The sequence below is a fragment of the Eubacterium sp. MSJ-33 genome, from assembly GCF_022174665.1.
Lineage (GTDB): Bacteria > Bacillota > Clostridia > Lachnospirales > Lachnospiraceae > Coprococcus_C.
In genome coordinates, this window is record NZ_CP076562.1 from 2,740,011 (window position 1) to 2,760,742 (window position 20,732).

At 45.4% G+C, this 20,732-nt stretch carries 18 protein-coding genes; 16 read left to right on the forward strand and 2 right to left on the reverse strand.

Annotation, left to right across the window (positions count from 1 at the left end; all coding sequences use genetic code 11):
* Window positions 1–8 precede the first annotated feature (8 nt).
* The 11 genes from KP625_RS12705 to KP625_RS12755 all read left to right on the forward strand — a co-directional run bounded on the left by KP625_RS12705 (window position 9) and on the right by KP625_RS12755 (window position 13,604).
* Window positions 9–644: a methylated-DNA--[protein]-cysteine S-methyltransferase gene (locus KP625_RS12705; protein ID WP_238298242.1), complete on the forward strand. Its 636-nt coding sequence runs from the start codon at window positions 9–11 to the stop codon at window positions 642–644.
* A 94-nt stretch (window positions 645–738) separates the two neighbouring features.
* Window positions 739–1,716, forward strand: coding sequence for a TAXI family TRAP transporter solute-binding subunit (locus KP625_RS12710; protein ID WP_238298243.1), 978 nt, complete (start codon window positions 739–741; stop codon window positions 1,714–1,716).
* A gap of 21 nt (window positions 1,717–1,737) precedes the next feature.
* Window positions 1,738–2,925, forward strand: a complete 1,188-nt coding sequence (gltS, locus tag KP625_RS12715; protein WP_238298244.1) for a sodium/glutamate symporter — start codon at window positions 1,738–1,740, stop codon at window positions 2,923–2,925.
* 65 nt (window positions 2,926–2,990) lie between these two features.
* The gene (locus tag KP625_RS12720; RefSeq protein ID WP_238298247.1) at window positions 2,991–4,283 is read left to right on the forward strand and encodes a M20 metallopeptidase family protein; all 1,293 of its coding nucleotides are present in this window, start codon (window positions 2,991–2,993) and stop codon (window positions 4,281–4,283) included.
* Between the two features lie 103 nt (window positions 4,284–4,386).
* Window positions 4,387–4,878, forward strand: coding sequence for a GNAT family N-acetyltransferase (locus KP625_RS12725; protein WP_238298249.1), 492 nt, complete (start codon window positions 4,387–4,389; stop codon window positions 4,876–4,878).
* A gap of 336 nt (window positions 4,879–5,214) precedes the next feature.
* Window positions 5,215–6,432 carry a magnesium transporter gene (gene mgtE / locus KP625_RS12730; RefSeq protein WP_238298251.1) on the forward strand — a complete coding sequence of 406 codons (1,218 nt, stop codon included), beginning with the start codon at window positions 5,215–5,217 and terminating at the stop codon, window positions 6,430–6,432.
* Between the two features lie 325 nt (window positions 6,433–6,757).
* Window positions 6,758–7,228, forward strand: a complete 471-nt coding sequence (locus tag KP625_RS12735; protein ID WP_238298253.1) for a MarR family winged helix-turn-helix transcriptional regulator — start codon at window positions 6,758–6,760, stop codon at window positions 7,226–7,228.
* 336 nt (window positions 7,229–7,564) lie between these two features.
* A complete protein-coding gene (locus KP625_RS12740) occupies window positions 7,565–9,352 on the forward strand; it encodes an ABC transporter ATP-binding protein (protein WP_238298255.1) in 1,788 nt (595 codons plus the stop codon).
* Window positions 9,345–11,228 (forward strand): ABC transporter ATP-binding protein, encoded by a 1,884-nt coding sequence (locus KP625_RS12745; RefSeq protein ID WP_238298257.1) that lies wholly within the window; start codon window positions 9,345–9,347, stop codon window positions 11,226–11,228. The genes KP625_RS12740 and KP625_RS12745 overlap by 8 nt, the downstream gene beginning before the upstream one ends.
* Before the next feature lie 342 nt (window positions 11,229–11,570).
* The gene (locus tag KP625_RS12750; protein ID WP_238298259.1) at window positions 11,571–12,722 is read left to right on the forward strand and encodes a macro domain-containing protein; all 1,152 of its coding nucleotides are present in this window, start codon (window positions 11,571–11,573) and stop codon (window positions 12,720–12,722) included.
* A gap of 216 nt (window positions 12,723–12,938) precedes the next feature.
* A complete protein-coding gene (locus tag KP625_RS12755) occupies window positions 12,939–13,604 on the forward strand; it encodes a vWA domain-containing protein (protein ID WP_238298260.1) in 666 nt (221 codons plus the stop codon).
* 215 nt (window positions 13,605–13,819) lie between these two features.
* Here the strand turns inward: KP625_RS12755 and KP625_RS12760 are convergent, their stop codons facing one another.
* Both KP625_RS12760 and KP625_RS12765 read right to left on the reverse strand, forming a co-directional pair.
* The gene (locus KP625_RS12760) at window positions 13,820–14,464 is read right to left on the reverse strand and encodes a hypothetical protein (RefSeq protein WP_238298262.1); all 645 of its coding nucleotides are present in this window, start codon (window positions 14,462–14,464) and stop codon (window positions 13,820–13,822) included.
* A gap of 244 nt (window positions 14,465–14,708) precedes the next feature.
* A complete protein-coding gene (locus KP625_RS12765; RefSeq protein WP_238298264.1) occupies window positions 14,709–15,815 on the reverse strand; it encodes an SLC13 family permease in 1,107 nt (368 codons plus the stop codon).
* A gap of 328 nt (window positions 15,816–16,143) precedes the next feature.
* On the opposite strand from KP625_RS12765, the gene KP625_RS12770 reads away from it, so the two are divergent.
* The 5 genes from KP625_RS12770 (at window position 16,144) to pdxT (ending at window position 20,613) form a co-directional block, all read left to right on the forward strand.
* Window positions 16,144–16,638 (forward strand): DUF2798 domain-containing protein, encoded by a 495-nt coding sequence (locus tag KP625_RS12770; RefSeq protein WP_238298265.1) that lies wholly within the window; start codon window positions 16,144–16,146, stop codon window positions 16,636–16,638.
* Window positions 16,639–16,800: 162 nt separating this feature from the next.
* Entirely contained in the window at window positions 16,801–18,198 is a 1,398-nt protein-coding gene (locus KP625_RS12775; RefSeq protein WP_238298268.1) for a uracil-xanthine permease family protein, read from the forward strand.
* A 102-nt stretch (window positions 18,199–18,300) separates the two neighbouring features.
* A complete protein-coding gene (gene upp / locus KP625_RS12780; protein ID WP_177969278.1) occupies window positions 18,301–18,945 on the forward strand; it encodes a uracil phosphoribosyltransferase in 645 nt (214 codons plus the stop codon).
* 221 nt (window positions 18,946–19,166) lie between these two features.
* Complete coding sequence (gene pdxS, locus KP625_RS12785; RefSeq protein ID WP_177969277.1) at window positions 19,167–20,042, forward strand: pyridoxal 5'-phosphate synthase lyase subunit PdxS; 876 nt, start codon at window positions 19,167–19,169, stop codon at window positions 20,040–20,042.
* 1 nt (window position 20,043) lies between these two features.
* Window positions 20,044–20,613 carry a pyridoxal 5'-phosphate synthase glutaminase subunit PdxT gene (gene pdxT, locus KP625_RS12790; protein ID WP_238298269.1) on the forward strand — a complete coding sequence of 190 codons (570 nt, stop codon included), beginning with the start codon at window positions 20,044–20,046 and terminating at the stop codon, window positions 20,611–20,613.
* Window positions 20,614–20,732: the final 119 nt, after the last annotated feature.

A 20,732-nucleotide genomic window follows, 5' to 3' on the forward strand; every position in this document is an offset into this window, starting at 1 on the left:
CAGGGAAGATGCAGACAAGAGAAGAAGCCTTAGCGTTTGCGCTGTCCTTTCCGGACACATATCAGGATGCACCGTTTCATGATGATAACTGGCAGCTGGTACGTGTGAAGGGAAGTAGGAAAGTGTTTTTGTGGACATATGAACGGAATGGTTATATGAATTTGAATGTCAAGGTAGACCCGGAGTGGCGTGATTATTGGCGGGATGCCTTCGAGTCGGTTCTACCGGGGTGGCATCAGAACCGGGAGCATTGGAACACGATAATCTTAGATGGAAGTGTGCCGGACGATGCGGTGCGGGAAATGATTGCGGAGAGCTATCGGCTTGTCACCGACAGTCCATCGAAGCGTATCTATGAGGCAGTGAAGAAGATTCCGCGTGGAAAGGTGGCAACATACGGACAGGTCGCAGAACTTGCCGGAGATAAGAAGATGGCGCGTGCGGTAGGAAATGCACTGCACAGGAATCCGGATCCGGAGCATATCCCATGTTATCGCGTGGTGAATGCGAAGGGCGAGCTTGCCGGAGCGTTCGCGTTTGGCGGTGCGAATGTACAGGAGCAACTGCTTGCGGCAGATGGAATTATGGTCGTGGATGGACGCGTGGATCTTGAAACGTATGGAATGAAACTATCGGAGAATTAAAGAAACGGGTAAGCGTTCAGTGGGATGGCAATTATAGCAGTGCGTTGAAGAATGGACGGAATATTTACAGAGAAATATAAAGGAGTGGAACAGTTTGAAGAATAAGATAAAGAAGATAGCAGTGGTGCTGTTGGCATTTACCGTCGGTTGCGTAAGTCTGACCGGCTGTAATGTGCGGCAGGATACCATCCGGTTTGGTGCGGCAGGTGTTGGTGGCGGATATTATGCATTTGCGACTGCATATACGCAACTTGCAAATGCAGAGGATGCGGAAATGAAATTCAACATAAAATCAACGGCCGGGTCGATGGCGAACCTGCGGCTGCTGTCCGAGGGATATGTAGATGTGGCAATTGCACAGGCCGATCTTGCCACAGCCGCGTATTATGGAACGGATGAAAAAGGGGAATCCTATCAGGGATACCGCGTACTGGCAGGGCTTTATACCGAGGCGTGCCAGATTGTTGTGCGCAAGGATTCCGGAATCAAAAGCTTAGATAATCTGCAGGGAAAGACGGTGAGTGTTGGAGAATCGGAGTCTGGAACTGAGCGGAATGCATTGCAGATTTTACAGGTGAGTGGGCTTGCTTCGCCGATTACAGAGACGGTCAATCTGACGTATATTGAGGCAGCAGAGAAGTTAAAAACCGGCGAGATTGATGCGATGTTTTACACAGGCGGTGTGCAGACCAATGTGATTGCGGAGCTTGCAGATAGCTGTGAGATTGCGCTTGTTCCGATCGATGCGAAGACCGTGGATAAGCTGAAGCTTGCATATTCATCGTATGAAACGTGTGAGATTCCGGCGAACACTTACAATGGACAGACGGAGCAGATAGCAACGGTCGGTGTCAAGGCACTGTTGCTTGCGAGTGAGAAGATGTCCGATGAGACAGCCGAAAAACTTACAAGGCAGCTTTTTGCGCATGCAACAGAAATCGAGTATGCAACTTCGTTAAAGGAAATAGCGGATGTAAATGCGGCTGTGGATGGTGTGCAGCTTCCATTTCATCCGGGCGCAAAAGCATATTATACGTCACAGGGCATCACGGTAGATGCACAAGAAAATTAACAGATAGGAGAACCATTTTACATGGAAATACAAATTGATATGTATCAGACATTGGCACTTTCGGTCGTGGTGCTGATGCTTGGACAATTCTTGAAACAGAAAATAAATTTCCTGGAAAAGTTCTGTATCCCATCTCCGGTGGTCGGCGGATTGATCTTTTCGGTACTGACTTGTGTTTTATATAGCACAGGGGTGGTGGAATTTACATTTGATGATACGCTACGGGAAGTCTGTATGGTATTCTTCTTTACATCGGTGGGATTTCAGGCGAATCTGAAGGTGCTAAAGAGTGGAGGAAAGGCACTTGCGATCTTCCTTGGATTAGTCATTGCCCTGATTTTTATGCAGAACTTACTGGCAGTCGGCGTGTCACATCTGATCGGACTTGACTCGCTAGTCGGACTTTGTACCGGTTCGATTCCGATGGTCGGCGGACACGGAACAGCAGGCGCATTTGGACCGGTGCTTGAGGATTTTAATGTACAGGGTGCAACGACAATCTGTACGGCAGCGGCAACCTTCGGCCTGGTGGCAGGAAGTCTGATTGGTGGGCCGATCGGAAAACGTCTGATTGAGAAGAAGCATTTGCTCGATACAATCGTGACGGAGGATGACAGCCTGTTGGTCGAGGAAGAAAAGAAGCATGAGAGACATTCGAATATGTATGCCGCAGCTGTGTTTCAGCTGATTCTGGCAGTCGGACTTGGTACGATCATCTCAGAACTTCTGACGAAGACGGGACTTACATTTCCTATCTATATCGGAGCCATGATCGTCGCGGCGATTGTTCGAAATGTCGGCGAGTATTCCGGAAAATTTGACATCTATATGGGTGAGATCAACAACCTTGGTGGGATCTGTCTGTCGCTTTTCCTTGGAATTGCGATGATCACATTGAAGCTGTGGCAGCTCGCGGAGCTTGCATTACCGCTTATGATATTGCTCGGGGCACAGCTTCTGCTTATATTCCTGTACACATATTTTGTAGTATTCCGTGTGATGGGTAAGGATTACGACGCGGCAGTGCTTGCGGCCGGAACATGCGGATTCGGTATGGGCGCGACACCGAATGCAATGGCGAACATGCAGGTGCTGTGTGACCGCTATGCGCCATCGGTCAAAGCGTATCTGCTTGTACCGTTGATCGGAAGTTTGTTTGCGGACTTCATTAACAGTCTGGTGATTACGTTGTTCATCAATATTATATAGTGCAGTGAGACAAATATTTGGAAGGAAACCTTATCTTGAAATGGGGATAAGGGTGGAGGAATCGCATGAAGGACAAGAAAGAGAAGAAGGAAAAATCAAAGTTCAATCTAGCATTTGATAATCTGGCAATCCCGGAAGTGCATATTGGAGGAACTGCACATGGTCAAGGAAATGTGGAATGTAAGCATCCGGATGCGGACGGAGAGATGGAGGAAGAGGTTGTAACATTTGCGGATGTTGCAATTCCGGAGGTCCATATCACAAGATATAAAGAGCTTTCTGATATGATTCACAGTCTGCGCAAGAAGCTCCACGAGAATCCGGAGCCTTCCATGCAGGAAGAAAAGACACGGCATATATTGCAGGAATTTATAAAACGCCATACAACGTTCGAGATTGTGGATAAAGACGTGTGGTTTTATGCCGTGAAGAAAGCGGAGAAAGAAAGCGGAAAAGCACCGATTGCGTTCCGGGCGGATATGGATGCGGTATGTGGAAAGGATGGGAAACCGGGACATTACTGCGGACATGATGGGCATAGCAGTATTCTGTGTGGCGTAGCGTTGTATCTTTCAAAGCGGGAAGAATTGCCGGACCGTGATGTGTATCTGATCTTTCAGCCGGGCGAGGAGATTGGCGCGGGCGCGAAGATCTGCAAGGAACTGCTGGCGGAAAAGCAGATCGGAGAGATCTATGGTTTGCACAATATTCCCGGCTATCCGAAGAATCAGGTATTGCTTCGCAAGGGAACATTTGCGTGTGCATCGACCGGGCTTTCGATTCGTATGACCGGAACACCAAGCCACGCGGCATATCCGGAAGCTGGAAGGAATCCGGCTATTCCGATGGCGAAGCTTCTGCTTGAAATCGAGCGGATCACGAAGGAGATGCAGGCGCGGGGTAATTTCGTTCGTATGACTGTGATTGGGGCGGATGTTGGCAGTGCAAATTATGGCGTATCAGCGTTTGAAGGTACGTTGCGGCTTACGGTGCGCGCAGAAAAGGAAGATGCATTTGACACATATGTGAATGAGATTAAAGCTCTGGCTGCGACACTTGCAGAAGAAAATCAGCTTACTATAGCCATAGAGGAGATCGAGCGGTTCCCGGCAACGGAGAATCACGATACAAATGTAGATAAGCTTTTTGCGTGTGCAGAGAAATTACAATTCCCTGTGACAGAGCTTGCACAGCCGATGCGCTGGTCGGAGGATTTTGGATATTATCTGCAGGAAGTGCCGGGGGCATTCTTCGGTGTGGGCGATGGCGAAGATCATGCACAGCTTCATACTGCCGAGTATGAATTCCCGGATGAGATTATGAAGACTGCGGTTGCAATGCTTGTGGGACTGATATAGCGGGCAGTAAAAAAGAAGGTATAAAATAAAGAAATTTACTTTGTATGACATAGCAGGCCAAGTGATTGTCGAAGATAAATTTTAATGAAAGAAGAATAAAACCATGAATATCGAAGTAAGAGCATATACAGACAATGACATCGAGGCGATGGTGACGATCTGGAACCAGGTTGTCGAAGATGGCGTGGCATTTCCGCAGGAGGAATGTCTGACACCGGAGTCAGGAACCGCATTTTTCGCAGAGCAGACATATTGCGGAGTCGCGGAGGATATGGACACAGGCAGAATCTACGGCATGTACATCCTGCATCCAAACAATGTAGGACGATGCGGACACATCTGCAATGCAAGTTATGCGGTCGACCGGGAATCGAGAGGATTGCATATCGGCGAGAAGCTGGTGTCTGACTGTCTGGCGCAGGGTAAGGCACATGGTTACCGCGTCTTACAGTTCAATGCGGTTGTTGCAAGTAATGTGCATGCACGACACCTGTATGAGCGGCTTGGGTTTAAACAGCTTGGCACGATACCGGGTGGCTTCCGCATGATTAATGGGAGTTATGAAGATATCTGCCCATATTACCATGAGCTGTAAAATTGGTAAAAACTTGTAAACTTGGTTGACGAACCAGGGGAAATGGGGTAGACTACATCTTAGGTCGAGGAAGAACCATGGCGAGATCTGGTTCGGATAGATCTGGCAGTGATAAAGCTGCGAATAGAATAAAAAATTATGGAGGTGAGACTATGGACGGTTGCGATAGTACGAGTCGAGCGATACGCGGTGGAAGACATATGGATATACGAACGCAGTTGGGATATAGTCTCATTTTATTTATGACGATATAACTGCGTTTAGTTTTCTGTTGTCTGAACCACCGTATGAAAGACGGTGGTATTTTTATGCCCCGGAATAAGGAGGTAGAAGACAATGAAGAAATGGATGAAAAGAAAGAATTACACAGCGCAGTCAAAGAAGCATTTGCGGGATAAGAATCTGCGGGAGGCAGCAAAGGTACTCTCCCTGATGGAAGTCGACGATGCGGTCGATGTCCTAGACGAGGTCGATGATGCAACGAAAAAGCAGGTTGTGGATATGCTCCCGAAGGATGCCGGAAATGATATCCAGATGATCCTCTCCTACGAGGAAGACGAGATGGGTAGTCGTATGACGACGAACTATATCGTCATCCGCAGGGGCATAGATATCCGGCAGGCAATGCGCGAGCTGGTTTCACAGGCAGGTGAAAATGATAATATCGGAACCGTCTATGTATTAGACGAATCCGATAAATACTATGGCGCGATTGACCTGAAGGATCTGATCGTTGCCAGAGAAAATGATACACTGGAATCTATCATCAATACGACGTATCCATTCGTGACCGATCATGAGAAAATCGAGGATTGTATTGACGAACTGGTGGATTACGCAGAGGATTCCATTCCGGTTTTATCTGAGACAAAGGAATTGCTCGGTGTTATCACCGCACAGGATGTCGTAGAGGCTGTCGATGATGAGATGGGCGAGGATTACGCAAAACTCGCTGGTTTGACAGACGAGGAGGATTTGAGAGAAACTACAAAGGAAAGCATGAAGAAACGATTGCCATGGTTGATTATCTTATTGTTCCTTGGCATGGGTGTGTCTTCCGTTGTAGGAGCTTTTGAAGCGGTTGTCGCTGTGCTTCCGATTGTGATGTGCTTCCAGTCGTTGATTCTGGACATGGCAGGGAATGTAGGAACACAGTCGCTGGCGGTTACGATTCGTGTATTGATGGATGAGAACCTGACTGGTAAGCAGAAGCTGCATCTCGTATGGAAGGAGATGAAAGTCGGTTTTGTAAATGGCTTGTTGCTCGGCTCTCTGGCATTTGTATTTATCGGCATCTACATCGCCTGCTTCAAGCACAATGCATGGCTGCATGCATTCCTGATTTCCGGTTGCGTAGGTGTATCACTGATGGTTGCCATGGTGATTTCAAGTCTGGTTGGAACCTTGATTCCGATTTTCTTCCACAAGATCAAGATTGATCCGGCAGTTGCATCCGGTCCACTGATCACAACGGTCAACGACCTTGTAGCAGTCGTAACGTACTATGGACTGGCATGGCTGTTCTTGATCCGGATCATGCAGATTGTTTCGTAGGGAAGCTGTGAGAAAACTGGATTCGGGAGTTTATATGCTTTTATTACAAGACGTCAAATAGTCAAATAAATGAAAAAAATAAAAAGCGAATTGCTTGAAAAATATTTTATGCATGTTAAAATATAGTTCGGTTGTGAATTGTTTGATTACGAACAATCCATAACCGAACTTTTTTATCTAATAAAATGAGGATGATAGGGATATCATTTGAAAATGAAATTAGAGACTATATAGATCTGTTATATGTAGATGAAACAGGCTGTATGGCGCAGACAATCTGTTGCAATACAGAACGTTGGGAAGATACTACTAAAGGAGGGAATTCATGGACGATTGGAAACACGATCATCTGGGAAATCAGATCATCATATTATCAAACCAGGTAAAACATTATCTGCATCAGGCAGCGGAAGTGGAAGGCATCAGCGGTTCTCAGAGCCGGATCCTGCATTACATTTCCGAATTCAGTAAGAAGACAGAAGTATATCAGAAGGATGTGGAAGAATTCTTCTATCTGCGCCGGTCTACCGTCACCCAGACGTTACAGGCGATGGAGAAGAACGGACTTATCAGGCGTTCCAGCGTTGCCAGAGATGCACGTCTGAAGAAACTGGAACTGACCGGAGCGGGGCAGGCACTCGAAGAAAAAATCCATACACGCGTGATGCAGATGGAACAGCGCCTGAGAGACTGCTTATCCGAGGAAGAAATCACACAGTTTTTATCAATTACAGATAAGCTTGGAGCTGAATTGACAAGCCTTGGAGCACCGGAAATCAAGCAAGCCTGTAAGTAACCACAAGGTCACTTGGCTTGCTTTCCTATGATTAAGAGAGTGAGCGACATGATGCAATTTGTAAATGTTTATATTCAATTCTGGAAATATAGATATGTTTGGAACTTAGAAGTACTTGATGTTCTGTAAGTAATCAGCAATGTTTGAACACGATGTTCAAACAAGCCGCCATTGAGCCACGGATGGCGAATTGGCGGCGGTTGCGTGCAGGCGTACTGTGTGAATCAGAACATCTAGCACTTCTTAGTTTCAATACATCATATATTACCAGAATTGAATATAGACATATATACAAATGCATCATGGACAAAATTGAAGCATAAGAAAGGAGACAACATGTTAAAGACGTTAGGAAAACAAATCAAAGAATTCAAAGCCGCGTCCATCGCAACCCCACTGTTCATGCTGCTGGAAGTTCTGATGGAAACGCTCGTCCCATTCCTGATGGCATCCATCATTGACGATGGTGTCAACGTGCCGGGTGGCGACATCCATCATATCTGCGTAGTCGGTGCATGGATGATCGTGGCAGCGGCAGTCGGACTATTTGCGGGACTTATGGGAGGCCGTTACGGTGCATATGCATCTGCCGGTTTTGCGAAGAATCTGCGGCAGGCGATGTATTATAATATCCAGACATTTTCATTTACAAACATTGACAAGTACAGTACCGCCGGACTGGTGACTCGTATGACGACCGATGTGACGAATGTGCAGAACTCCTACATGATGCTCCTGCGTATGGGTATGCGCGCTCCGGCGAGCATGATCTGCGCGATGGTAGCCGCATTTTTGATCAATGCAAGAATCGCAAGCATTTACCTGGTTGCAGTTATTTTGCTTGGCATAGTATTGCAGTTCATTATCCGCAAGGCAAATAAATATTTCAATATCGTATTTGAAAAGTACGACGACTTAAATGCGAGCGTGCAGGAGAATGTATCGGCAATCCGTGTAGTTAAGGCATATGTCCGCGAGGAGTATGAGACAAATAAATTCGCACAAGCAAGCGCGAAGCTTTACAACATGTTTGTGCGGGCAGAGAGCATCATCGCCTGCAATATGCCGGTCATGATGTTCACGGTATATAGCTGCATCCTGTTAATCAGCTGGGTCGGTGCGCATATGATCGTGAGTGATATGCTTACCACAGGCAACCTGATGAGTCTGCTTGCATACTGCATGAATATCCTGATGAGCCTGATGATGCTTTCGATGGTATTCGTCATGATCAGTATGAGTATGGCGAGCGCGAGACGTATCGCAGAGGTTATCAACGAGGATACGACCTTGAACAATCCGGAGCAGCCGGATATGGAAGTGACAGATGGAAGCGTGGAGTTCGATCACGTATATTTCCGTTACAAGGAGACGGCGAAGGATTTCGTATTGAAGGATATCAATGTAGCGATTAAATCGGGTGAGACGATCGGCATCATCGGTGGAACCGGTAGCGCGAAGACGAGCCTTGTCAGCCTGATCAGCCGTCTGTATGATGTGTCGAAGGGCAGCGTCAGAGTTGGCGGCAAAGATGTCCGGGAATACGACATGGAGACACTTCGAAATGAAGTTGCCGTTGTATTGCAGAAGAATACATTGTTTAGTGGAACAATCTACGAGAATCTCCGCTGGGGTGACAAGGATGCTACCGACGAGATGTGCAGACGTGCGTGTGAGCTTGCCTGCGCCGATGAATTCATCGAGAAGATGCCGGATGGCTACAACACATATATCGAGCAGGGTGGTTCGAATGTGTCCGGTGGACAAAAGCAGCGTCTGTGTATTGCGCGTGCATTATTGAAGAATCCGAAGATCCTAATCTTAGATGATTCGACAAGTGCGGTTGATACGGCAACGGATGCGAAGATCCGTGCGGCATTCGCAACCGAGATTCCAAACACAACGAAGATTATCATTGCGCAGCGTATCTCCAGTGTGGAGCATGCTGACCGGATCATCGTAATGAACGAGGGTGAAATCAACGGTATTGGAACGCATGAAGAGCTGCTTGCCGAAAATGATATTTACCGCGAGGTATATGAGTCACAAAACGGTGGCGGCGCCAATGCTGATTTTGATGATGAGGCGCCTGTTGCGACGAAGGAGGTGAATCAGCATGCGTAATCAAAGAGGAAAAGGACCGGAGAATCCGGGCAAGCTTCTGAAGCGGTTGATGGGAATGCTGATGAAGCATTATGGCGCAGCGATTATTATCGTTGCAATCTGTATCATCATCAACGTTCTTGCAAATGTACAGGGAACGATGTTCATGCAGCGGTTAATCGACGACTATATCACACCGCTGTTAAAGAGTGAGACGAAGAATTACACACCATTGCTCCATGCAATCGGACGTGTCGCATGCTTCTATGGGATCGGAATTATTGCTTCGTATTCCTATAACCGAATCATGGTTAATGTCACACAGGGAATGCTGAAAACATTCCGTGATTCGATGTTCACGAAGATGGAGCAGCTTCCAATCAAATATTTCGACACCCATGCGCACGGCGATATCATGTCCATGTATACAAATGATACGGATACGCTGCGCCAGATGATCAGCCAGTCGATGCCACAGCTTTTCAATAGTGCGATTACGATTATCAGTACGACCGTCTGTATGTTTATGCTGAACATTCCGCTTACGGCGCTGACATTTTTCATGGTCGGAATTATGCTGGTACTGACAAGAAAGATCGGCGGACTTTCCGCGAAGCATTTCATTGCGCAGCAGAAGGATATCGGTACGGTCAATGGCTACATCGAAGAGATGATGCAGGGACAGCGTGTGGTCAAGGTATTCTGCCACGAGGAAGAGAGTAAGGAAGCATTTGACAAGCTGAACGATGCTTTGTGCGAGAGCTCCTACAAGGCAAATAACTATTCGAATATTTTAGGACCGATCAATGCACAGCTTGGAAATATCAGCTATGTGCTCTGTGCGATCGTCGGTGGTATGCTGGCGATTGGAAATGTCGGCGGATTCACGCTGGGCGGACTGGCAAGCTTCCTGACATTTAACAAGAACTTCAACATGCCGATCAACCAGATCAGTATGCAGATCAATGCGATCGTGATGGCACTTGCCGGAGCGGAACGAATCTTCAATCTGTTGGACGAAGAGCCGGAAGTGGACGAGGGTTATGTCGAGCTTGTGAATGCAAAACGTGAAAATGGACAGCTTGTGCCAAGTGAGAAGCGTACCGGACTCTGGGCGTGGGCGCACAAGCATACAAATGGCGATCCGACAACCTATGTGGAACTGAAAGGTGACGTTGTGTTTGACGACGTGGACTTCGGGTATAACGATGATAAGATTGTGCTGCACAATGTTTCGATGTTTGCACAGCCGGGACAAAAGCTTGCGTTCGTCGGTTCGACCGGAGCTGGAAAGACGACGATCACGAATCTGATCAATCGGTTCTACGATATTCAGGATGGAAAAATCCGGTACGATGGAATCAATATCAACAAGATCAAGAAAGCAGATCTGCGAAGATCACTCGGCATCGTATTGCAGGATACGCATCTGTTCAGCATGAGCGTGCGGGAGAATATCCGCTATGGACGGCTTGATGCGACAGACGAAGAAGTCGAGGCAGCCGCAAAGCTTGCGAATGCCGACGGATTCATCCGCCGTCTGCCGCAGGGCTATGATACCGTTCTGACCGGGGATGGCGCAAACTTGAGTCAGGGACAGCGGCAGCTTCTCGCCATTGCGCGGGCGGCGATCGCCGATCCACCGGCGCTTATCTTGGATGAAGCGACAAGCTCGATCGATACACGAACCGAGCGTCTTGTACAGGATGGTATGGACAAGCTGATGCACGGAAGAACGACATTTGTAATTGCGCATCGACTCTCCACAATTCGCAACAGCGACTGTATTATGGTACTCGAACAGGGACGTATCATTGAGCGTGGAACGCACGAAGAACTGCTCGAAAAGAAGGGCAGATATTACCAGTTGTATACTGGAAATGCAGTGCTGGCGTAGGAATATTAACAGTCATGGGCTTTGGGCTCGTGGCTGTTTTTGTGTTTGGGAGTAGAAGTAGGAGCAAAGCAAGTAAAAAAGGGAAGGTTGCTCCAAATGGGAAATTTAGTGGTAAGTGGAAGTAGGAGCAAAGTAAGTGGAAAAGGGAAGGTTGCTCCAAGAGGGGAATTTATTGGTAAGTGGAAGTAGGAGCAAAGCAAGTGGAAAAGGAAAGGTTGCTCCAAAGAGGAAATTTACAGGAATGAAAAGATAGTAGAAAACTTTACCAAGGAAGACGGAAGTAGTAAAATAAAAAAATAATCTTAGAAAATATACAAAAGTTCCCTTGATTGGAGATAGAAGATGCCATTTAAGATAGTCAGAAATGATATAACGAAGATGCGGTGCGATGCGATCGTGAATACTGCGAATACAAAGCCAATTATAGGAAGTGGCTGCGATTATGCGGTCTATAAGGCAGCGGGAAAGCGGCGGTTGTCAGAATACCGGGAGAAAAATATCGGTGAGGTCCCGGAGGGAGACGTATTCCTGACACCGGGATTCCGGTTGCCGGCGCGTTATATCATCCATGCGGTCAGTCCGCTTTATATTGATGGGGCGCATGGAGAGGAAGAAAAGCTGAGGGTCTGCTATCGGAAGAGTCTGTCGCTGGCGTGGGAACAGCGATGCCGGTCCATTGCATTTCCAGTGATTTCAACCGGAAGCTTTGGTTATCCGAAGGAAGAAGGTATCCGCATTGCTGCGGATGAGATTCAGGCATTTTTGCAGGATCATGAGATGCTTATCTACCTGGTTGTATTTGATGCGCAGTCAGCACGATACGGAAAACGATTCGACAAAGACCTGCAGGCATATATTGACGAGAACTATGTCGATGCAAAACATCATGAAGAATATAGCGTGCAGACGATGGCGTTGCGGCGTGACCTGGACGATGCAATCTGTCAGCCTGGTGAGACGGAACTAGACGATGCACTCCGCCAGCCTGATGGGACGGACTTGGACGATGAATCGTTCTCGCCTTATGGAGACGATCTGTATAAGGACAATCTATACGAGGACGATCTGTATGAGGAGGATTCCGACGAAGATTCCGAGGAAGAAAATGAGTTCACAGAACTGGATGAGAGCAAATTAGAAGAACGCATGAAGCATCTGACGGATTCCTTTTCGGAATATCTGCTCTATCTGATCGAAGAGAAAGGCATGACGAATGCGGATGTCTACAAGCGGGCGCTCGTGGATAAGAAGACATTTTCGAAGATAAAAAATCATACAGATTATCATCCGCAGAAGATGACTGCAATGTGTCTGTGCATGGGTGCAAAGCTTAATTTGGATGAGACGAGAGATCTGCTTGCGCGTGCAGGATATGCATTAAGCCCGTGCGATAAGACGGACATTATCTTCTCTTATTTCATAGAAAATCAAATCTACGATATGATTGAGTTAGATATCCAGTTAGAGGAGCATGGACTTTCATGCCTGATCTGATATATAGACAGAGGAGCATGAACTTCTGTGTCTGATCAAATATATTATATAGGGTCGCTTGTGTGGCGACCTTATTTTTTATGCTTTGTGATATGATTCCTTCAACAACAAACAAGGTAACTGATAAAAACGATTGGCGGATATATGCATATAGGATTGAATGCATGAATGCTACATATCAAAAATATCAGAAGGATGAAAATGGAGGTAATCATTATGAAGAAGAATTTGACAGAATTGGTATTTATCTTAGACAGAAGTGGATCGATGAGCGGGCTTGAGGCGGACACGATAGGGGGATTCAACAGCATGATTGAGAAGCAGAAGAAGGAAGCTGGTGAAGTACTTGTATCGGTCGTATTGTTTGACGATCAGACAGAGGTGATCTATGACCGGGTGGACATCAGGCAGATTCAGTCGATGACAGACGAGCAGTATTTTGTGCGGGGTTGTACGGCATTGTTAGATGCATTAGGTGGTGCAATCAGTCATATCAAGAATGTACGAAAACGTATGCCGGAGTCGGAACGCCCCGAGAAGACGATTTTTATTATTACAACAGATGGTATGGAAAACGCGAGCCATAGATATAATTATGCGAAGGTAAAGAGAATGATTGAGAAGCAGCAGGCGAAAAACTGGGAATTTATCTTCCTTGGAGCAAACATCGATGCAGTCGCAGAAGCAGGACGCATGGGAATCAGAGCCGGTCGTGCCGTCAACTACCATTGTGATGCTGCCGGGACAGCACTCAATTACAAGGTCTTAAGTCAGACCGTAGCCATGATGCGCAGCTGCGAATCCGCCCAGGATATGACAGATTTTCTAGATGAAGAGGATTGCTTCGAGGAGATTGAGGAGGATTATGCAAGGAGGAAATAGTTTGAAATGTCTATGAAAACACTTTCCGTTTTTATGTTTTCACATGTTCACTTAAAACGCCTGATTTACGAACATTTTAAAATATGAAACAGCTAAAATTGCAAGAACTAATTTGAATTTTCTACAAGAAACATACTTTTACATATGAATCAGACAGTGTCATACAGACACGAAAAAAGCACCCACTGTAACCGTGGATGCTGTACTGCACATGTTTAGTTCCATTTCTCAGCATCAGTAAGGTCAAGATGTTTGCCATGCAATTCATAATGAATATACTCATATCTAACTGTCATATAATCAGTACCAATTTCAAACGAATTAAGAAAATTCTCATCACGCATCAATAGCTGTACCATTACTGGAAAATTAAATAAAATAAACGTCAACATATATTTATGCGAAGCTGTCATGTTTGATGCTTTTTCATCAACCCACTCTGAAAGACTGTTCAAATAAGCAATACGTGTCTTAATCAAATCAAGCCACTGCATGTAAATGTTTTGACTGAAATTCTGAAATGTTACCGTATACACACGGTCAGACATCACATCATTTACAGACTGTGCATTCAACACTTCAAATGCATGTTCTTTTCCCGTAGCTACAAAATTATACATAACTTCATATACATTTTTTACAAAATCTTCTCTCGATAAGAAAACACCATAAATATACGGTAATTGTTTCTGTAACCAACGTTCAAAACCTTTGGAACAGATATAATTTCCATCTTCTTCTACTGACGCAAAACTAGCATCTAAAAGCACAAATGTATCTTCATCCATTGTCAAAATATCACCAAAAAGTGCACGCAAACACACCATATAAGCATCTTTATAATCTTTATAATTTGACATAATTCCTTTCTCCTTTTCCGATATAATCTTTTTATAACACATGATTATGTTGATTTCAATATAATCATCAACGTGATTAAGAAAAGTCGAAATTATCATCTGTACTTGGCATTGATACACCACAACGTAACAAAGTTTCTTCCAAACGTCTAAATCTAGGTTGAATAACCTTAAATAATTTCTACTATGTAGATAAGATGACAATTGATTGAATACCCTTAATAATTTTAATAGAAATATCCATCTACAGAATCGCATACATCCCCATCAACCCAGCCAGAAACACCACATTGACAACCGTAAACCATAGAAAATATTTCCCCTTTTTGCCAGGATATTCCCGGGCAATTTGCTTATAGGAGATCAGGCTTGCCATCGAAGCGATGAGTGTACCGAGTCCTCCGAGGTTGGTGCCGATGATAAGTGCCTTGTAATTCGTTGTAAATCCGGACAGCAAAAGGGCGGTTGGCACGTTGCTGATAATCTGGCTGGCACCGATTGCAATGTATGTTTCCCGTCCGGTAATGATGCTTTCAAGGAAAGACTGGAAAGCTGGCAGGCGCTCCATATTTCCGATGAATACGAAAAATCCGATAAATGTGCCGAGCAGTGCGTAGTCCACGTGAAGCAGAGTTTTTCGTGACACAAGCAGGAACAGTACAAGAATAATCGCGAACAGGATGCGGATGTCCAGAAGCTTTGCAACATTCAACAGGCACAGCATGAATGCGATGCTGTAAAGGATAATCTGTTTTTTCGGAAGTTTAACTGCATTGTCGTTCCGATCGATTACGATCGCGTGCTGTTTGATAAAGAACATGGAAATCAGGATTCCAAGCAGCGAAGCAATCGTGTAAGGAAGCATAATTTCCACGAATGTACCGAGGGACATGCCGGATTTCGCATATAGATACAAGTTCTGTGGATTCCCCATCGGCATAAGCATACTTCCGAGGTTTGCAGCGATTGTCTGCATCACAACGACCGGGATGATCAGATGTTCCTTCTCCGATATGGAAAGCACAATGATTGCAAACGGCACAAAGGTGATCAGTGAGACATCATTTGTGATAAACATGCTGAATACAAATGGAAGCAACACCAGCACAAGAAACAATTGTCTCGTTGTATGAACGTGTGCAAGCAGTGCATTTCCGATTGTGCGGAACAGACCGGTTTCCTTGAATCCAGCCATAACAGCCATTAGGCAGAACAGGAGTGTGATGGAATGCCAGTCGATGTAGGAGATGTATTTCCTGTCCGGATGGACGAGGAACATGGAGAGGATGGCGAGCACGAGGCTTACCATCAGGATGGTTTCTCTTTTTATAAATGCAAGTATTTTCTTCATAATATATCTCGATTCTGTAAAATTTTTTCCATTATATCACATGTCACCACGCGGAAGCGTGATGACATGCGCACGCATCGGTGTGCTTCATTATAACATAGAAAAAACACCTTGACACCACAAAATCCATTTGATAAAATGAGCAATGCGGCGGCTGTGCTTGCATAAGCCGGCATATTGCGAAAACACACATGGAGCCGTTAGGCGACATGATATAATCCATACTCGGAAAAGAAAATAGAAGGTTACTATTGGAAACGCACATTCTCTTTGGAATGATAACGAACAACACAGTCTGTTAAGAATTATCATTTTAAGGAGGTTTTTTATGCCAAAAACAAAGTTTCAAGAGGTTATTTTCACGATTATGATGGTGTTCGCCATGGTGTATGCGATGATCTGCTACAACATTGCACTGAATATCGGAGGGATGAGCAACGAAGTGTTCCTGTCCGCATTCCATGAGCTTGTCATCATGGGACCGATTGCATTTGTGATCGATTTCTTTTTTGTCGGTACAATTGCGAAGAAGAAAGCGTTGAAGATCGTCAACCCGGAGAAGGAAAATCCGTTCCATCTCGTTCTTGCAATTTCATTTATCTCAGTCGCATTTATGTGTCCGCTTATGAGTCTGGCAGCAACCATTTTATTTAAGCATGCGGGAAATCAGTTTATTGCCGTCTGGTTACAGACATGTGCATTTAATTTCCCGATGGCACTGTGCTGGCAGATATTTTATGCGGGTCCACTTGTACGTTTCCTGTTCCGTCTAATCTTCCGAGAGAAGCAAAAACAGGGAAATATGCAGAAAGCATTTGAATAACGAATGATAGAAGACAGAAAAGGCTGCGTCAGGCAGCCTTTTTTTCGCTTATGATTCCACAAAAATCCCTATGATTTCTTGTTGCAAAATCTCCCCTGCTCGTGCATAATAGAATACAAATAAATTCTCTTACAAGTCAAGAGAGGGAAAGAGGTAAAAACTATGGGTGACACAAATGATGGAGCAGTCAGAGACGCGAAAAAGCTTGGATTACCGAAGGTTTTGATTTTGGGATTACAGCATATGTTTGCAATGTTCGGTGCAACGATTCTGGTCCCAATTTTAGTGTCCGGGTATTTTGTGGAAGCGTGTGGAGAACCATTGACGAAAGGTCTGACCGTATCGGTCACACTTTTCTGTGCGGGCTTTGGTACATTGCTTTTTCATGTCTGTTCCAAGTTTAAAGTACCGGCGTTCTTGGGATCTTCGTTTGCATTCTTAAGCGGATTTTCAACTGTAGCCAATCTGGATACCGGCAAATTTGCAGGCATGGCAGCAAATGACAAGGTGGCTTATGCTTGCGGTGGTGTAGTAGTTGCCGGTGCATTGTATTTGGTTATGGCATTGATTATCAAGCTGGTTGGCGTAAACCGTGTTATGAGATTTCTTCCACCGGTTGTAACCGGGCCGATCATTATCTGTATCGGACTTTCACTTGCATCGTCTGCAATTACAAACGCCAGTACAAACTGGTGGCTTGCAATCATCGCGTTAGCGGTTATCATCATCTTCAATATCTGGGGTAAAGGCATGTTCAAGATTATCCCGATTCTGATGGGGGTTATAATTTCTTATGTAGCAGCAGTGATTATGAATGCAGCAGGACTTACGAATCCGGATGGAAGCGCAATCATCGCATTCGAGTCGGTGAAATCCGCAAGCTTCTTTGGTGTACCACAGTTCCAGTTTGCAAAATTTGATCTCACATCGATTCTGGTTATGGCACCAATCGCAATTGCTGCGATGATGGAACACGTAGGTGATATGTCAGCCATCTCCGCAACGGTTGGTAAGAACTTCATTCAGGATCCGGGCTTACATCGTACATTAGTTGGTGATGGTCTTGCAACTGCATTTGCAGGAGCAATCGGTGGACCGGCAAACACAACGTACGGTGAGAATACAGGTGTATTGGAACTTTCTAAGGTATATGATCCACTGGTTGTCCGTCTGGCAGCTGTATTTGCAATTGTGTTGTCCTTCATTCCGAAGTTTGCAGCCGTAATCTCTACGATGCCAGCTGCTATTATCGGTGGTGTGTCATTCATGTTATATGGTATGATTTCAGCCATTGGTGTGCGGAATGTCGTTGAGAATAAGGTGGACCTGACACGTTCCAGAAACTTGATTATCGCGGGTATTATCTTCGTCTGTGGTCTTGGTTTCCCAAAGGGTATCACATTTAAGATTGGAGAGACATCTATTACATTGACAGCACTTGCCATCGCGGCCATCGCGGGAATCTTATTAAATGCAATCCTGCCTGGAAATGATTACCAGTTTGGTGTAAATCCCGATGGAGACCAGAGCCGTGGTGTATTTGTGAAGTCTAAGGAATAATAGAATATAAAAAGTCATAAGTCAGAATTGCGGAAGTTGCGTAGCAACGGAGCAATTCGTATATTAAGTAAGATATTCGATAAGAAAAAAGGAGATTACAAAATGGATTTTAAGAATGAGAAAAACATTACGATTTTTGAGCATCCGTTGATTCAGCACAAGATTTCGATTCTGCGTGATAAGAATACGGGAACCAATGAGTTCCGGAAGCTCGTAGAGGAGATTGCGATGCTTGAAGGATTTGAAGCACTTGGTGACCTGCCATTGCAGGATGTGGAGATTGAGACTCCAATCGAGAAATGCATGACTCCGATGATTTCCGGACGTAAGCTCGCTATTGTTCCGATTCTTCGTGCCGGACTTGGCATGGTGCCGGGCGTGCTTGCCCTCGTACCATCTGCAAAGGTTGGACACATCGGTATGTACCGGGATGAGGAGACGCACATTCCACATGAGTATTACTGCAAGCTTCCGAATCCGATTGATGAGAGAATTATCGTGGTAACCGATCCGATGCTTGCAACCGGTGGTTCTGCCGTGGATGCGATTACGCAGATTAAGGAACATGGTGGGAAGAAGATTAAGTTCATGTGTATCATTGCAGCACCGGAAGGTGTACAGAAGCTGCATGAGGCACATCCGGATGTGCAGATCTATGTGGGTCATCTGGATCGCGAGTTGAATGAGAATGCCTACATCTGTCCTGGACTTGGCGATGCGGGCGACCGTATCTTCGGTACAAAATAACGGAAAAAACTGACTATAAGGTCACATAAGGTCAGATGTGTAAAATCAATTAAAAACAGTTCAAACTGACATTGTTAAAAGCATAGAGACTGGGTATTTCAATATATCCAGTTTCTGTGCTTTAATTATATCCGTAGTTTTCTTGTATGTATAATTTCAGATGTATATCTGCAAGAATATCAGGAAATTATGAAATAAAAGAGCAATCAGGAGGAACAATGATGAGCGAGAACAGATATGAATTGAATAAGAACCTTGCACAGATGTTAAAGGGTGGCGTTATCATGGACGTTACAACACCGGAGCAGGCAAGAATTGCACAGGAGGCAGGTGCGTGTGCGGTTATGGCATTGGAGAGAATCCCGGCAGATATCCGTGCAGCCGGTGGTGTATCCCGTATGAGCGATCCGAAGATGATCAAGGGAATTCAGGAAGCCGTTTCCATTCCCGTTATGGCAAAATGCCGTATCGGACATTTCGTAGAGGCACAGATCCTCGAAGCAATCGAGATTGATTATATCGATGAGAGTGAAGTTTTATCACCGGCCGATGATATCTACCATATTGATAAGACTAAGTTCAAGGTTCCATTTGTGTGTGGTGCACGTGATCTTGGCGAGGCACTTCGTCGTATCGAGGAAGGTGCGTCTATGATTCGTACAAAGGGTGAGCCGGGAACCGGTGATGTTGTACAGGCGGTTCGTCATATGCGTGCCATGAATTCAGAGATTCGTCGTATCGTGGGTATGGCAGAGGATGAAATCTACGAAGCAGCAAAGCAGCTTCAGGTACCTGTTGAGCTTGTTCGTTACGTCCATGAGAACGGCAAGCTTCCGGTTGTAAACTTCGCAGCCGGTGGTGTTGCGACACCTGCCGATGCAGCACTCATGATGCAGCTTGGTGCAGAAGGTGTATTCGTTGGATCCGGTATCTTCAAGTCCGGAAATCCTGCAAAGCGTGCAGCCGCTATCGTTAAGGCTGTTACAAACTATCAGGATGCAAAGCTTATTGCAGAGCTCTCAGAAGATCTTGGTGAGGCTATGGTCGGAATCAATGAGTCCGAGATCGAGATTCTTATGGCAGAAAGAGGAAAGTAAGATGAAGATAGGAATATTGGCATTGCAGGGTGCATTCGCAGAGCATGAAGCATCCCTTGATAAATTACATATTCCACACTTTGAAATCCGTCAGGCAGACGACCTGCAGGACGATATGGATGGACTAATCATTCCTGGAGGAGAAAGTACAGTTATGGGAAAACTTCTGAAGGAGCTTTCCCTGTACGAGCCGCTCAAGGCGAAGATCGAGGCAGGCCTGCCGGTCTTCGGTACCTGCGCAGGCTTGCTGCTTCTGGCAAAGGATATTAACGGGGAGGATGCACTTGGCTTCCGGACGATGAATATCGTAGCACGCAGAAATGCTTACGGCAGACAGCTTGGCAGTTTCTTCGCAGAAGAAGAGTTCAAGGGAATCGGAACCGTCGGCATGACATTTATCCGTGCACCGTATATCGAGAGCACTGGGGATAGTGTTGATGTTCTGGCGGCTTGTGATGGTAAGATTGTCGCTGCCCGACAGGGAAACCAGCTTGTGACCGCATTCCATCCGGAACTGACTGAAGAAGTAAAGATTCATCAATATTTTGTGGATATGATTTCGGAAAACTAAGCAAAATCACGAAAGAACCCTTTTTTCAAGGGTTCTTTTTTTATGCCATTTCTCTGATTGTATTTGCCCATCACATCTAGTATAATTAAGTGATTTTGGATAAAAATTAGGATTTGCTA

Bases quoted from the DNA above. Each gene is read 5' to 3' on its own strand.
- KP625_RS12705 (WP_238298242.1), top strand. From the start codon at position 9: ATGCAGACAAGAGAAGAAGCCTTAGCGTTTGCGCTGTCCTTTCCGGAC.
- gltS (WP_238298244.1), top strand. From the start codon at position 1,738: ATGGAAATACAAATTGATATGTATCAGACATTGGCACTTTCGGTCGTG.
- KP625_RS12720 (WP_238298247.1), top strand. From the start codon at position 2,991: ATGAAGGACAAGAAAGAGAAGAAGGAAAAATCAAAGTTCAATCTAGCA.
- KP625_RS12725 (WP_238298249.1), top strand. From the start codon at position 4,387: ATGAATATCGAAGTAAGAGCATATACAGACAATGACATCGAGGCGATG.
- mgtE (WP_238298251.1), top strand. From the start codon at position 5,215: ATGAAGAAATGGATGAAAAGAAAGAATTACACAGCGCAGTCAAAGAAG.
- KP625_RS12735 (WP_238298253.1), top strand. From the start codon at position 6,758: ATGGACGATTGGAAACACGATCATCTGGGAAATCAGATCATCATATTA.
- KP625_RS12740 (WP_238298255.1), top strand. From the start codon at position 7,565: ATGTTAAAGACGTTAGGAAAACAAATCAAAGAATTCAAAGCCGCGTCC.
- KP625_RS12745 (WP_238298257.1), top strand. From the start codon at position 9,345: ATGCGTAATCAAAGAGGAAAAGGACCGGAGAATCCGGGCAAGCTTCTG.
- KP625_RS12750 (WP_238298259.1), top strand. From the start codon at position 11,571: ATGCCATTTAAGATAGTCAGAAATGATATAACGAAGATGCGGTGCGAT.
- KP625_RS12755 (WP_238298260.1), top strand. From the start codon at position 12,939: ATGAAGAAGAATTTGACAGAATTGGTATTTATCTTAGACAGAAGTGGA.
- KP625_RS12760 (WP_238298262.1), bottom strand. From the start codon at position 14,464: ATGTCAAATTATAAAGATTATAAAGATGCTTATATGGTGTGTTTGCGT.
- KP625_RS12765 (WP_238298264.1), bottom strand. From the start codon at position 15,815: ATGAAGAAAATACTTGCATTTATAAAAAGAGAAACCATCCTGATGGTA.
- KP625_RS12770 (WP_238298265.1), top strand. From the start codon at position 16,144: ATGCCAAAAACAAAGTTTCAAGAGGTTATTTTCACGATTATGATGGTG.
- KP625_RS12775 (WP_238298268.1), top strand. From the start codon at position 16,801: ATGGGTGACACAAATGATGGAGCAGTCAGAGACGCGAAAAAGCTTGGA.
- upp (WP_177969278.1), top strand. From the start codon at position 18,301: ATGGATTTTAAGAATGAGAAAAACATTACGATTTTTGAGCATCCGTTG.
- pdxS (WP_177969277.1), top strand. From the start codon at position 19,167: ATGAGCGAGAACAGATATGAATTGAATAAGAACCTTGCACAGATGTTA.
- pdxT (WP_238298269.1), top strand. From the start codon at position 20,044: ATGAAGATAGGAATATTGGCATTGCAGGGTGCATTCGCAGAGCATGAA.